Here is a 13,590-nt window from a genome sequence, read left to right as displayed (position 1 = left end):
GTCGACGAAGGGTAACGCACCCCTGCGACATCGGCACGCAGGCGGGCGCGAAGACGGCCTGCGCGAAGCGATGTCGTATCGTCTCCGCGAGGTCCGGGCGACACCGGGCGGGCGAGCCCGGCCCGGACCGCAGCACGGTCGGGGGACGACGGGGGGATGGACGATGACGGCTGCGCACACCGAACCGGGGCGGATCGGCGCGCCCGAACTCTGCCGCGTGACCGTGCTGGCCCAGCACACACAGGTCGACCTCGCGTTACCCGCGGACGTCCCTGTCGCACTGCTCGTGCCGGGGGTCGTCGATCTCGTCACCGCCCACCGGTCCCACAACGACTTCGACGCCTCCTCCGAGCGGGTCGAGCCCGAGGCGTGGGCGCTGGCCCGTCTCGGATCGTCGCGTCTCGCCGCCGCGCTGAGCCTGCACGAGCACGGCGTCCGGGACGGGGACCTGCTGGTGCTCGAGCACGCGTCGGCACCTGCGCCACCCCCGCTGTTCGACGACGTGACCCACAGCGTCGCGACGGCGGACGAGGCCGGCGCGGGCCGCTGGTCGCCGCGTGCGGCGGCCGCGGTCGCGGCGGTCGTCGCCCTGTCCGCGACGGTCGTCGGGGTGGGGGCCCTGCTGCGACTTGCCTCCCCGGACGGCCGGACGGCCGCCGGTGCCGGCTGCGCCGCGCTCGCCGCCCTGCTCCTGCTCGCCGGGATCCTGCTCGGGCGGGCCCGCGACGACCACCGCACCGCGGCGCTCCTGTGCGCCTGCGCAGTCCCGGCCGCCTTCGCCACCGGAATTCTCGTGGTGCCCGGCTCTTTCGGACCGGCGCACCCCATGCTCGGGGCGGTCCTGTCGGGGGCGGTGGCGACCCTGGTCCTGCTGCTGACCGCCGTCGGAAGGGCGCCCTTCACCGCGGTCGCCGCCGTCGCCGCGACCGCCGCGGCCGCATTTCTCGTCGCCGCCTCGACCGGGATCTCCGCCTCCGCGGTCGGCGCCGGTGTCGTCGTCACGGCCCTGCTGACGGTGACATTCGCACCCCGCCTCGCCATGAAATTCGCCGACCTGCCGTTGCCGCCGGTGCCCGGTCCCGGGACCGGGACCGGGACCCCCGCGCCGCAGACCGAAGACGGCAGGGACGGACCGGGCTCCCCGGACGGCGGGGACCGGTCACTGCCCGATCCCAGCGAGCTGGCGGCGGCCGCCGCGCGGGCACGCGACCACCTCACCGGGCTGATCGGTGCGGGAGCCGTTCTCGTCGTCGCGGGCGCATGGTGTGCCGCGGCGCCGCTGTCCGGCGACGGTCTCCGCTTGCCCGGCACCGCCCTCGCCGTCGCCGCGGCGGCGGTGATCATGCTGCGCGGCCGCACCTACACCGATGCGCGCCAGGCGACGTTGCTGGTGGCAGGCGGCGCAACCGTGCCGGTGGGCCTGCTCGGCGCGGCCGCGGTCGGCGGATCCGCGCCGCCCGTCGTCGTGTTCGCCCTCGCCCTTGCCGTCGCGACCGCAGCGCTGGTGTTCGGCGTGGTCGCGCCGCGACGATCGTTCACGCCGGTGCAGCGCCGCGCCGCCGAAGTGGTCGAGTACGCGGTGATCGCGACGATCGTGCCGTTGGCCTGCTGGGTCACCGGGCTCTACGCCGCCGTCCGCGGGTTCTGACGTGGCCCGCGGCGCACGCCTCGTTGTCGTCGCCCTGGTGCTGACGGCCTCGTCCTTCGGAACGGCCCCGTCCGCCGCGGCGGAACCTCCGCCCGTCGATGCCGGGCGCCTGCCCCCGCCCGGGGAACCCGGGCCCGTCGACGACACCGGGCAGCGTTCGCCGTGTACCACGGTCGACGTCGCCGGCGACAGCGCCTCGATCCCGGAACCACAGCGCGTGCTGAACTTTCCGGCCGTGTGGCCGCTGAGTCGCGGGGCGGGGCAGCTCGTGGCGGTGATCGACACCGGGGTGGGCCGCAATGCGCGGCTGCCCGGGTTGGTACCGGGGGGCGACTATGTCTCCTCGGGCGATGGGACGCAGGACTGCGACGCCCATGGGACCCTGGTGGCGGGGCTCGTCGCGGCGCAGCCGGTCCCCGGGTCGGGGTTCGCCGGTGGCGCCCCGGATGCGCGGATCCTCACCGTGCGCCAGTCCAGCCGCCACTTCTCGGCGCGACGGTCGGATCCCGCCGACCACGATGCGCGCACGTCGCCCGGCTACGGCAACGTGCGCACGATGGCGATGGCGGTGCGCCGCGCCGCGGACCTCGGCGCCACCGTCATCAACATCTCCGAGGTCGCCTGCGCGCCGGCCGCGGAGGGCATCGACGACCCCGAACTCGGGGCGGCGGTGCGGTACGCGACCGAGGTGAAGGACGCCGTCGTCGTGGCCGCAGCCGGCAACGTGGAGGACCGCTGCCAGGGGTCGAACCCGCAGGGGCTCGATCCTCTCCGGCCGGGAGACGATCCGTGGCGCGCGGTCACGACCGTGGCCTCGCCGGCCTGGTACGACGACTACGTACTCACGGTCGGCTCGGTCGAGCCGGACGGGTCACCGTCGAGCTACAGCCTGCCGGGGCCGTGGGTGGACGTCGCCGCGCCCGGCAGCGGGGTGGTTTCCCTGCATCCCACCGCCGATGGCCTCGTCGACGCCTACCGGGGAGCCGAGGGCCCGGTGCCGGTGTCCGGCACGAGCTTCGCCGCGCCGCTGGTGGCCGCGACCGTCGCGCTGGTACGGGCGCGGTTTCCGCACCTCGATGCCCGCACCGTGGCGATGCGGATCGAGGCCACGGCGCACGCACCGGCGGAGGGCTGGAATCCGCGGGTGGGCCACGGCGTGATCGACCCCGTCGCGGCGGTGACCGCCCCGCCGAGGGAGCGGCGTCCGCAGGCGCCGGCCTCGGTGGCCGTCGCGGCGCCGATACCGCGGACGCCGCCGGATCACCGGCCCAGGGACGTCGCGGTCGTCGTGGCGGCGGTGGTGCTCGCGGTCCTGGGGGTGGCGGCGTCGGCGACCGCGCCGCTGCGGCGCCGTCGTCAGCGGCCGGCGCCGACCGGCGCCGGGTCGTGATCCGGCGCGACACCGTCGTGGGCGACGAGTGCCTCCGCCCGCCCGAGTGCAGGTCCCGGCGCGAACAGTTCGACGATCTGCCACGGCGCGGGCACCGGTTCGGAGAATCCCAGGGCGGTCGCGGCTTCCGCGTCGACGATCCCGTAGCGCACGCCGGTGTCGGCCACGTAGAAGAGGGCGCCGCGCCGCGCGCTGTCCGGCGCGACGGAGGTGGTCTGCACGAACGCCCCCCGGCCGGGCGCGAGGTAGGCGCTGTCGGCCTCGGGCCCGGCGCCGTCCGCCTGGGCCAGAGACACGGGCACCGCGCCGTCGGGCAGCGGCAGCACGGACCCCGCCGACACCTCGACGACGGACCGCGACCGTTCGGCCGCGCCGACCCCCGGGATCCACGTCAGGCAGGCGACGGGACGGTCGCGGGCATCGACGACGGTGGGCACGGTAGCGGGAAAGGTGTCCACCGCGAGACCCCGCACGGTCGGAGCCTCGCGCAGCACATCCGGCGCGACGGCCGGGATCTCCGCGGCGCCCTGCGAGTCGGTGAAGTGGACGATCTGCGCTGTCGCCTCGGACACCTCCTGCACGCCGTCGCGCAGCACGACGTAGAACCTCTTCCCGTCGGGCACCGCGACGCGGACCACCGAACCGACGGTCAGCGATCCGATCGGATAGCCGGGTTCGCCGCCAGCACCGGGGATCCGCGGGGCCTCGAGCCGCGGCACCTCCGGGATCGCGGCGAGCAGGCCCGGCCCGACGGGACGTGCCATGCCGGCATCGATGCCGAGGACGCGGGTGAGCGCCTGGTCCGCCAGATCCACCTCGGCGCGGGAGCCTCGGTAGACCAGATGGTGCCTGCCGTCGGCCGCGACGAGCAGGGCCTCGTCGTCGGCGAGAGGCCGCACGCGCTCGCCGTAGGCCGGCTCTCCCCCGGTGACGGTCGTTGTGACGGAACGACTTCCGTCGGTCGTCACGGTGTCGCACACCGTCCACGGCAGCGGTGCCGCGACGTGTGCCAGCGCGGACGGCGCACCGGGGATACCGACGAGGGGCCCCCGGGGCCGGGTTTCGAATTCGCCGTCGGCGACGACGGCGGGGGCCTCGGGCCGCCCGAGCACCAAACGGGCGGAGGCCAGGTTGAGTACCGGGTGGAAGGCGCCGTCGATCGTGACCAGCATCGCGCCGGAATCGCGTCCCACCACGATCGCCGCGTCACCGATCCTGTCCTGCGGGCGGAGCAGAGCGAGCGCGGCACAGCCGGCGAGGCCGACACAGGCGAGGACGGCGCCCACCGCCAGGGCACGCGACTGCGACCGCATCGGGTCGTGGATCATCCGCACGTCTCGCCGCACCAGTGCATGTTCCATGCGGCGCACCAGAAATCGGTAGCCGTTGACCTGCCAGCGCGTGGTCGGCTGCGCTCCCATCGATCCTCCCCCGTACGACGCCCCCTCCGCCGCAACACAGTACAGTTCCGCCCGGGAACGTCGGGGGGGCCGGGCCGTCGCTCGGGTGGGAACGGGGGAATCGTCGTGCAGGATGGGATCTTCCGGCGGCCGCGGCGCCGCTGCGTGGTGACGGTGGTGCGGGCGCAGTGCGCGGCGGTGATCGGCGCGACGACGGCGGCGGCGACGGGCGCTCCGCTTCCCGCTGCGGTGACCGTGGCGGTACTGGCCGCGCTGGCGGTGGCGGTGCCTGTCCACGGACTCGACGCCGTCGAATGGGGGCGGCTGTGGTGGCGGTTCCGGCGCCGTTCGCTGCGGTCCGGCCCGGTGATCGTCGACGTCGCGGCGGGCGACGATCGACCGGTCGGGGTGTGCTGGGACGGCACCGCCGTCGTGGCGGTGGTCGAGCTGGTACCGACGGCCGGCGAGCTCACCCGGCTGACACGAGATCGGGCCGAACCGCTGCGCCGGCTTCCGCTGGCCGCGATCGCCGCGTGCCTCGCCACGCACGACGTCGGCCTCGACGGAATCGACGTCATCGTGCACGGCAGCCGGGTGTGCGACGAGACCGCCGCCGGTGCGGCGTACGAGCGCCTGATCGGGCCGCTGCCCGCCGCCGCGACGTGCACCGTGTGGCTCGCGCTGCGGTTCGACTCCGTCGCCTGCCCGGCCGCAGTGGCCCGCCGTGGCGGCGGCTCGGAGGGCGCGGCGCGCGCGGTGACCGCCGCGGCGCGGCGCGTCGTGCGCGCGTTGGCGGAGCAGCACCACACCGCGAGGATCCTCGGCGCGGGAGAGATCGCCGGGGCGGTGGAGTCCGTCGCCGGGTGCGCGGATCCGGCGTTGCTCGAGGAGGATCGGGGCGCAGTACGGCTTCCCGGCGGCTACAGTCGCGCCGCGGTGGTGGAGCCGGGGCACCTCGACCGGGCGATCATGACCCGGGTCTGGTCCGAGTCACTGTCGTCGGCGACGATCGCGGTTCGGCTGCGCCCCGGCGCCGAGCCGGGAGCCGTGCGGGTGGGAGCGTCGGTGCGCGGCACGAGCCGCACGCCCGAGCCGAGGATCCGGATGCCGGGCACCCGACGGCTGTGGAGCCGCGAACTGGACGGGTTGCTGGCGTCGATCCCGACGGCCGCGGTGGGGCTCGAGGATCTGATCCCGCTGCGCACCAGGCACCTCGCCGACGTCGACGCCCTGGCGCTGCCGGTGACGGGATGCGGGCAGCTGCTCGGCGCGGACGAGTCCGGTGCGGCCGTGTCCGTCCGCCTGACCGGCCGGGGGGTGCGCACCGTGTATGTCGCCGGGGAGCTGTATCTGGCGCAGCAAGTGGTGTTCCGGGCGGTGGCGACGGGCGCCCGCGTGGTGATCCACACCGATCGCGCCCGGGCCTGGCGTCCCCTGCTGGCCGCGGCGGGTCCGGACCGGTTGCGGTTGGCCGGCGACGATCGGGGCTTCGACACGATCGTGTACGACGGCGTGCGGCCGGCGACGGTCCCGGCCGGGACGACCGCGATCCACGTGCACGCACATCCGGATCGGTGGCCGCGCGAGCGCCCGGACGTGTCGATCCTGCAGCCCGGAGCGGCCGGCGATCGGGTGGTGCTGGCGGCGGGTGGCCGACGGCTGTCGCTGTCGTTGGTGAGCATCGACGCCGAGGCCGCGTACATCGGCCGTCCACGTGCCGCGCAGCCGGCGCCCGCGCTGAGCCGGGTCCCTCAGCCGGGGTAGGGCTGGGCGGCCCGCCCGGCGCGCACGGTCCGCGCCCACCAGGCGAGCTGGTTCAACATGCGCTGCGCGGCGTCGATCGCGGCGCCGTCGGTGGTGGTGCCGTCGGCGGCGAAGGCGTGCTTGACGCGGTGGAAGCTGACCGATTCGCGGACCGGGACCATGTGCACCTCGACGACGACCTGCCGGAGTTGCTCGACGGCGCGCAACCCGCCGGAGAGCCCGCCGTAGGAGACGAATCCGATCGGCTTGGTGCGCCATTCGCGTTTGACGGTGTCGATGGCGGTCTTGAGGGCGGCCGGGTACCCGTGGTTGTACTCGGAGGTGACGACGGCGAATGCGTCGGCCGCCTCGATCCGCCGGGTGAACGCCTCGGCCTCAGGGCCGCCGGAGAGATCCTGCGGCAGCGGGGTGTCGGCGAGGTCGAGCACGCCGACGTCGAACTCGGGGCGCTGCCGTGCGGTGGCGGCGAACCAGTCGGCGACGACGGGGGCGATCCGTCCGGCGCGCACGCTGGCGACGACGATCTCGAGACGAATCGGGGCTTCGGCGTCCATGGGCCGATGGTAGGCGGCTCAGGCGGTGAGGCCGTGGGTCAGGAGGGCGGCGAGTTCGCGGTAGGCCTGGGCGTCCGGCAGGCCGGTGGCCTCGGCGACGTGGCGCTGCTGGATGCGGACCATGACAGCCGCGACGACGTCGGCGACGAACGCGGCGTGCACGTCGCGCAGTTCGCCGGCGGCGACGCCGTCGGCGATGAGGTCGCGGACGCGTTCGGCGGCGAGGCGGGTGTTGCGTTCGTAGACCTCGCGGGCGGTGGGGGCGGCGGCCATGTCCTCCATGAACTGCGCGGAGGCGGGTTCGAGTTGCCGGCCGACGGCTTCGAGGTAGGCGCGGATGCGGTCGGCGGCGCCGGTGTGGCCGTCGAGTTCGGCCTCGACGCGTTCGGTGGCGCCACGGAAGAAGTGCACGGTGGCCGCGCGGACGAGGCGGTCCTTGCTCTCGGCGAGGGTGTAGAGCGTCGACTTCGAGCAGTGCAGGCGGGCGGCGATGTCGTCGAGGGTGAAGTGGGCGAAGCCCGCGGCGAGGAACAGGGCGACGAGCTGGTCGAACAGCTGCGCCTGACGTGCCGTGCCGCGTCGGATCCCCGCTCTTGTCATACTTCATACAGTACTGCAGTATCGTTCTCAGTACTATTTCCGATCGAGGAGTCTGCCGTGCCTGTCGAGCGCCTGCTGCCCACCCCCGAGGCCTACGACCTCATCGAACTGACCCGCGACGTCGCGGACAAGGTTCTCGCCCCGCGGGTCGTCGAACACGAGCGCACCGAGACGTTCCCCGAGGGGGTCTTCCCGGCCCTCGGCGCGGCGGGGTTGCTGAGCCTGCCGTACCCGGAGGAATTCGGCGGCGGCAACCAGCCGTACGAGGTGTACCTGCAGGTGCTCGAGGAGCTCGGCGCCCGCTGGGCGGCGGTTGCCGTCGCGGTGAGCGTGCACGGGCTGTCGTGCTTCGCGCTGGCCACCCACGGCACCGACGAGCAGAAGAACAAGTGGCTGCCGGACATGCTCGGCGGCGACACGATCGGCGCCTACAGCCTCTCCGAGCCGCAGGCCGGGTCCGATGCCGCGGCCCTGGCCTGCCGCGCGACGGCCGTGGACGGCGGCTACCGGATCTCCGGATCGAAGGCGTGGATCACCAACGGCGGCAAGGCGGACTTCTACACGCTGTTCGCCCGGACCTCCGACGCCGGCTCGAAGGGCATCTCCTGCTTCCTCGTGCCGGCCGGAACCGAGGGCCTGAGCTTCGGTAAGCCCGAGGAGAAGATGGGTCTGCACGCCATCCCGACCACCACCGCCCACTACGACGACGCGTTCGTACCCGGCGAGCGCCGCATCGGCGCCGAGGGCCAGGGCCTGCCGATCGCGTTCAGCGCGCTCGACTCGGGCCGGCTCGGCATCGCGGCCGTCGCGGTGGGTCTCGCGCAGGCCGCGCTCGACGAGGCCACCGCATACGCCAAGGAGCGCAAGGCGTTCGGCAAGAAGATCATCGACCACCAGGGACTCGGGTTCGTCCTCGCCGACATGGCCGCCGCGGTGGACTCGGCCCGCGCGACGTACATCGACGCCGCGCGCCGCAAGGATGCCGGCCTGCCCTACTCGCGGCAGGCGTCGGTCGCCAAGCTCGTCGCGACCGATGCGGCGATGAAGGTGACCACCGACGCCGTGCAGGTGCTCGGCGGCTACGGCTACACCCGCGACTTCCCCGTCGAACGTTTCATGCGGGACGCGAAGATCACCCAGATCTTCGAGGGCACGAACCAGATCCAGCGGCTGGTCATCGCGCGGCACCTGGCCGGCTGACGGTGTGAACTCCCGGCAGCCCCGGGGCGCGCACTCCCGGTGGCGTCGGGGCGCGCGGCCGTCCTCCCCGGCGGCTCGCGCACCCCGACACCGCCCGGATAACTCCTGCCGTGGAATCTGAAACATCCTCCTGTCAGATTTCGCGAACCACCTGCTACCGTGCGCCGGTGGACAGACGCCGTAGGCGGGGCCGCAGAGCCGCGGACCGGATGGAGTGGGCGGCCGACGCCGCCGACACGGTGGCGACACTCGCCGAGCTCGGCGTCCTGTTCCTGCGGCTCCTGTCGCTGCCGTTCCGCGCGGTGGCGGCCCTGCTCCGGATGATCGCGGACTGACCTCCGACCCCTCGCCGTTCCCCTCGGTATCCTGCGTCACATTTTCTGGGCAAAGCGGACAGCCTGTACTTAGATCTTGTTGGACGTACGTCCAGGATTTGTACATCGACATCGGAGGTAATTCCCATGCTGCTCGGCTCGCTCGGCTCCCTGATCGACCACGTGCTCTCCTTCCTCAGCTGGCTGATCTGAGAGACGCCTCGACGCGTAGCGAAGGGGGCGAGGTCATCCGACCTCGCCCCCTTGCTGTTTCCGTCACGCGTGCCGGGCCGCGCTACGCGCCGATCGCCTCCGCGAGGATCGGCCAGGACTCGTGCAGCGCGTCCTGCCAGTAACCCCACGAGTGCGTGCCCTGCGCGCCCGTGCTGAAGGTCGCCTCGATCCCGAGTTCGTCGAAGGTCCGCCGCAGCCGCTCGGTGCACTGGGCCGTGGCCGCCTCGATGGATCCGAGGACGACCAGGTCGACCGGATCCACCTGCCCGCCCCACGCCGCCTCGTGCGGGCCGGGCAGACCGCCGCCGGACGAGATGTACAGCGTCGTGCCGCGCAACTTCTCCGCGTTCAGCGCCGCATCGTTGGCGATCCACCCCGGTCCGCCGATCGGCCCCCACATGTTCTCGACGTCGCCGCCGCCGAGGGTGACGACGGCCTCCACGTAGCTGCGCCCCGGGTCGCTGCTCGTCTGTGCACACCCGCTGTAGGACGCCACCGCCTCGTACAGCCCCGGCGACTGCTGGGCGAGGGCCAGCACCGAGCTGCCCGACATCGACATCCCCGCGACGGCGTTGCGGCCGTCGGCGCCCAGCACCGCGTCGACGACCGGCGGCAACTCCGACGTCAGGAACGTCGCCCACCGGTGCCGGCCGAGCTTCGGGTCGTCGCGGATCCAGTCCGTGTAGTACGCGAAGGCGCCGCCCACGGGAGTGACGACGTTGACGTTCTTGCCGTCGAAGAACTCGCGGACGTCCGTCTGGTCCCGCCAGTTGGCGGCGTCCTCACCCCCACCGGCGCCGTTGAGCAGGTAGAACGTCGGTCGCGCCGCGGAGGTGTCCGCGGGCCGGATCACCTCGACCGGGATCACCCGGTCCATGGACGGCGAGTACACGTGCAGCACCCAGTCGCGCGCGGTCCGCTCCTCCACGTGATCGACGTAGGCACCGGCCGGGTCCGCATCCGCAGCCGGCTGGGCGAGCGCCGGTGCCGTCAGCAGCGACGTCGCGGCGAGCAGTGCCACCGCCACCGTCGCACCCCGTCGCCGGATCGCGGGCAAGTCGAGCAATGGGTGCCTCCCTCTCACACGCCGATCCCCCGGCCGGGCCGGCCGGGGGACGTGCTCGTCGGAACATATCACCGGCCGGCCCGGCCGCAGGTCAGCAGCAGCCGGGGCTGATGGGCCCGCGCATCTCGCGGGTGGCCGCGTTGCGCGCCGCGAGGTCGTCGTCGGCGGGATAGTCGACGCCGACGAGACTGAGCCCGTGCGCCGGGGCCACGGCCACCGCCGCGGCACGCTCCCGTTCGTCGAGCAGTGCGGTCATCCATTCGACACTGCGCCGCCCCTCCCCCACGGCCAGCGCCGCGCCGACGAGGCTGCGCACCATCGACCAGCAGAACGCGTCCGCGCTCACGTGCGCGGTGAGGATCACGCCGACGTCCGGACCGGCGCCCGCCGCGCGACCGCCGGACACCGTCCAGTCGAAGCGCTGCAGTTCGCGGACCGTCGTCGCCCCGTCGCGCCGCTTGCAGAAGGCCGCGAAGTCGTGCAGGCCCAGCAGCGAGGTCGACGCCGCGCGCATCGCGTCCACGTCCACCGGCTTGGGCCAGGCGACGGTGTCGCGGGCCCGCAGGGGGTCCGCCCCGTACACGGCGGTGGTGAGCCGGTACTCGTAGTGCCGGCGGATCGCCGAGAAGCGGGCGTCGAAGTGCGGCGGGGCGACGGAGATGCCGGTGATGCGGACGTCGCGGGGCAGGAACCGGGCGAGACGGCGCACCAGGCGGACGAGGTCGTCCGGAATCGCGGCGGTGGGGACGTCGACGTGCGCGACCTGACCGGAGGCGTGCACCCCGGCGTCGGTGCGGCCGGCGACGGTGAGCTGCACCGGCGCGCGCACGATCGCACCGAGCTTCTCCTCGATCTCCCCGCACACCGTCCGCCGTCCGGGCTGACGCGCCCAGCCGGAGAAGTCGGTGCCGTCGTAGGCGATGTCGAGCCGCAGCCGGGTGGTGTCCACGGCGACGGCGGAAGGGTTCTCGATAGCAACGGGCCCGCCGCCCCCGTGGGGGGCGACGGGCTCGTTCGCTTCAGCGGATGCCGAAACCAAGTGGACTAGTCCTTCTTGGCCTCGTCGGCGTCCTTGGCGTCGGCCGCGGTGGCGTTCTCGTCCTCGATCGCGTCGACGACGGCGTCCGCGTTCTCGACCTGCGCGTCGGTGGCGTCGGCCTCGACGGCCTCGACCACATTCTCCTCGGCCGGGGCCTCGGTGGCCGGCGCGCTCTGCGAGGCGGCGACGCGCCGGGCGCGGTCGGCCTCGGACGTGACCGTCTTCTCCTTGACGAGCTCGATGATCGCCATGGGAGCGTTGTCACCCTTGCGCGGCATCGTCTTGACGATGCGGGTGTAGCCGCCGTTGCGGTCCTCGTAGAACGGGCCGATCTCCGCGAACAGCGTGTGGACGACGTCCTTGTTGCGGATGACCTTCAGCACCTCACGACGGTTGGCCAGCGTGCCGGCCTTCGCGTGCGTGACGAGCTTCTCGGCGTAGGGCCGCAGGGCCTTGGCCTTGGCCTCGGTGGTGGTGATGCGGCCGTGCTCGAAGAGCGCGGTGGCCAGGTTGGCCATCAGCGCCTTCTGGTGCGAGGCCGACCCGCCGAAGCGGGCACCCTTCTTGGGCTTGGGCATGATGAATCTCCTAGTAACGGACCGTGAGCTGCTACAGCTGCTCGGTCTCGGCGTAGTCCTCGTTCCCCTCGGCGTCGCCGAAGGAACCGGCGTCCGTGTCGCTCCAGGTACCGGTCGCGGCGTCGTAGCCGGCGACGGTGCTCGGGTCGAAGGACGCGGGGCTGTCCTTGAGGGAGAGGCCGAGCGAGTGCAGCTTGACCTTCACCTCGTCGATGGACTTCTGACCGAAGTTGCGGATGTCGAGCAGATCGGACTCCGTGCGTGCCACGAGCTCACCGACGGTGTGCACACCCTCGCGCTTGAGGCAGTTGTAGGACCGGACCGTCAGGTCGAGGTCCTCGATGGGGAGTCCGAAGGAGGCGATGTGGTCGGCCTCGGCGGGCGAGGGACCGATCTCGATGCCTTCTGCTTCGACGTTCAGCTCACGGGCCAGACCGAAGAGCTCCACCAGGGTCTTGCCCGCCGAGGCGAGCGCGTCCCGCGCGGTGATCGAGTTCTTGGTCTCCACGTCGAGAATCAACCGATCGAAGTCGGTGCGCTGCTCGACGCGGGTCGCCTCCACCTTGTAGGTCACCTTGAGCACCGGCGAATAGATCGAGTCGACCGGGATGCGGCCGATCTCGGCGCCGGATGCCTTGTTCTGAACAGCGGGGACGTAGCCGCGGCCGCGCTCGACGACGAGCTCGATCTCCAGCTTGCCCTTGTCGTTCAGGGTGGCGATGTGCAGGTCCGGGTTGTGGACGGTGACACCGGCCGGGGGCACGATGTCGCCCGCGGTCACGGTGCCGGGGCCCTGCTTGCGGACGTACATGGTGACCGGCTCGTCCTCTTCCGAGCTGACCACGAGGCCCTTGAGGTTCAGGATGATGTCGGTGACATCCTCCTTGACCCCGGGGACCGTGGTGAACTCGTGGAGCACGCCGTCGATGCGAATGCTGGTGACGGCCGCGCCCGGAATCGAGGACAGCAGGGTGCGACGAAGCGAGTTGCCGAGGGTGTACCCGAAACCGGGCTCGAGGGGTTCGATGACGAACTTCGAGCGGTCGTCGGCGATGACCTCTTCGCTGAGGGTGGGTCGCTGCGAGATGAGCATGGAGTGCCTCCTTGTGGGCGTCCGCCATATGACGCCCTGGTCGGGGTGCGGTGTCCCCCCGGACCTCGGGAGGACCGGAAGGACACCACGGCGCGAAGCGCCTTACTTCGAGTAGTACTCGACGATCAGCTGTTCCTGCAGCGGGATGTCGATCTGCGCGCGCTCGGGGAGCTGGTGGACCAGCACCCGCAGACGCGGGCCGACGACCTGCAGCCAACCCGGGATCGGGCGGTCACCCTGGGTCTCACGGGCCACCTGGAAGGGCAGCGTGCCCAGCGACTTCTCGCGGACGTCGATGATGTCGTACTGCGAGACGCGGTAGCTCGGGATGTCGACCTTCTTGCCGTTCACCAGGAAGTGGCCGTGGCTCACCAGCTGGCGGGCCTGACGGCGGGTCCGGGCGAGACCGGCACGGTAGACGACGTTGTCCAGACGCGACTCGAGGATGACCAGCAGGACCTCACCGGTCTTGCCGGGCCGGCCGGCGGCCTCCTCGTAGTAACGACGGAACTGCTTCTCCATCACGCCGTAGGAGAAGCGGGCCTTCTGCTTCTCCTGCAGCTGGAGCAGGTATTCGCTCTCCTTGATCCGCGCGCGGCCGTGCTGGCCGGGCGGGTAGGGGCGACGCTCGAACGCCTGGTCGCCTCCGACGAGGTCGACGCGCAGACGACGCGACTTACGGGTAACGGGACCGGTATAGCGAGCCATGA

The 13,590-nt window shown here is 72.7% G+C and carries 13 protein-coding genes; 5 read left to right on the top strand and 8 right to left on the bottom strand.

What is annotated here, in order from left to right:
• Positions 1-163 precede the first annotated feature (163 nt).
• Positions 164-1,648 (top strand): type VII secretion integral membrane protein EccD, encoded by a 1,485-nt coding sequence (gene eccD / locus JYA75_RS13725; RefSeq protein ID WP_203330105.1) that lies wholly within the window; start codon positions 164-166, stop codon positions 1,646-1,648.
• A 1-nt stretch (position 1,649) separates the two neighbouring features.
• Positions 1,650-3,038, top strand: coding sequence for a type VII secretion-associated serine protease mycosin (gene mycP, locus JYA75_RS13720; protein WP_050035524.1), 1,389 nt, complete (start codon positions 1,650-1,652; stop codon positions 3,036-3,038).
• Here the strand turns inward: mycP and eccB are convergent.
• Positions 3,005-4,459 (bottom strand): type VII secretion protein EccB, encoded by a 1,455-nt coding sequence (gene eccB, locus JYA75_RS13715; protein WP_168579856.1) that lies wholly within the window; start codon positions 4,457-4,459, stop codon positions 3,005-3,007. The genes mycP and eccB overlap by 34 nt on opposite strands.
• A 105-nt stretch (positions 4,460-4,564) precedes the next feature.
• On the opposite strand from eccB, the gene eccE reads away from it, so the two are divergent.
• Positions 4,565-6,202 (top strand): type VII secretion protein EccE, encoded by a 1,638-nt coding sequence (gene eccE / locus JYA75_RS13710; RefSeq protein ID WP_006947202.1) that lies wholly within the window; start codon positions 4,565-4,567, stop codon positions 6,200-6,202.
• Here eccE and JYA75_RS13705 read toward each other — a convergent pair.
• A complete protein-coding gene (locus tag JYA75_RS13705; protein ID WP_029544898.1) occupies positions 6,190-6,756 on the bottom strand; it encodes an NAD(P)H-dependent oxidoreductase in 567 nt (188 codons plus the stop codon). The two genes, eccE and JYA75_RS13705, sit on opposite strands and share 13 nt — an antisense overlap.
• An 18-nt stretch (positions 6,757-6,774) precedes the next feature.
• Positions 6,775-7,356, bottom strand: a complete 582-nt coding sequence (locus JYA75_RS13700; RefSeq protein WP_006947198.1) for a TetR/AcrR family transcriptional regulator — start codon at positions 7,354-7,356, stop codon at positions 6,775-6,777.
• Between the two features lie 57 nt (positions 7,357-7,413).
• On the opposite strand from JYA75_RS13700, the gene JYA75_RS13695 reads away from it, so the two are divergent.
• Together JYA75_RS13695 and JYA75_RS13690 are read left to right on the top strand one after the other, a co-directional pair.
• Positions 7,414-8,556: an acyl-CoA dehydrogenase family protein gene (locus tag JYA75_RS13695; RefSeq protein WP_006947196.1), complete on the top strand. Its 1,143-nt coding sequence runs from the start codon at positions 7,414-7,416 to the stop codon at positions 8,554-8,556.
• 167 nt (positions 8,557-8,723) lie between these two features.
• Positions 8,724-8,891 (top strand): hypothetical protein, encoded by a 168-nt coding sequence (locus JYA75_RS13690; RefSeq protein ID WP_155948273.1) that lies wholly within the window; start codon positions 8,724-8,726, stop codon positions 8,889-8,891.
• A gap of 274 nt (positions 8,892-9,165) precedes the next feature.
• Here the strand turns inward: JYA75_RS13690 and JYA75_RS13685 are convergent, their stop codons facing one another.
• From JYA75_RS13685 to rpsD, 5 genes are all read right to left on the bottom strand, one after another.
• Positions 9,166-10,170, bottom strand: coding sequence for an alpha/beta hydrolase family protein (locus JYA75_RS13685; RefSeq protein ID WP_168579857.1), 1,005 nt, complete (start codon positions 10,168-10,170; stop codon positions 9,166-9,168).
• A 91-nt stretch (positions 10,171-10,261) separates the two neighbouring features.
• Positions 10,262-11,104, bottom strand: a complete 843-nt coding sequence (gene truA, locus JYA75_RS13680) for a tRNA pseudouridine(38-40) synthase TruA (protein ID WP_174824784.1) — start codon at positions 11,102-11,104, stop codon at positions 10,262-10,264.
• A 110-nt stretch (positions 11,105-11,214) separates the two neighbouring features.
• Positions 11,215-11,787: a 50S ribosomal protein L17 gene (gene rplQ, locus JYA75_RS13675; RefSeq protein WP_029544902.1), complete on the bottom strand. Its 573-nt coding sequence runs from the start codon at positions 11,785-11,787 to the stop codon at positions 11,215-11,217.
• Between the two features lie 31 nt (positions 11,788-11,818).
• Entirely contained in the window at positions 11,819-12,880 is a 1,062-nt protein-coding gene (locus JYA75_RS13670; protein ID WP_006947180.1) for a DNA-directed RNA polymerase subunit alpha, read from the bottom strand.
• Positions 12,881-12,982: 102 nt separating this feature from the next.
• On the bottom strand, positions 12,983-13,588 hold the full coding sequence (gene rpsD / locus JYA75_RS13665; RefSeq protein WP_006947173.1) for a 30S ribosomal protein S4: 606 nt from the start codon (positions 13,586-13,588) through the stop codon (positions 12,983-12,985).
• Between the last annotated feature and the right edge of the window lie 2 nt (positions 13,589-13,590).

Origin of the sequence: Rhodococcus sp. PSBB066, assembly GCF_017068255.1 — a bacterium.
GTDB lineage: Bacteria > Actinomycetota > Actinomycetes > Mycobacteriales > Mycobacteriaceae > Rhodococcus > Rhodococcus aetherivorans.
Note: the sequence above shows the minus strand (reverse complement) of the source record. Positions and strands in the feature narration are given on the sequence as shown.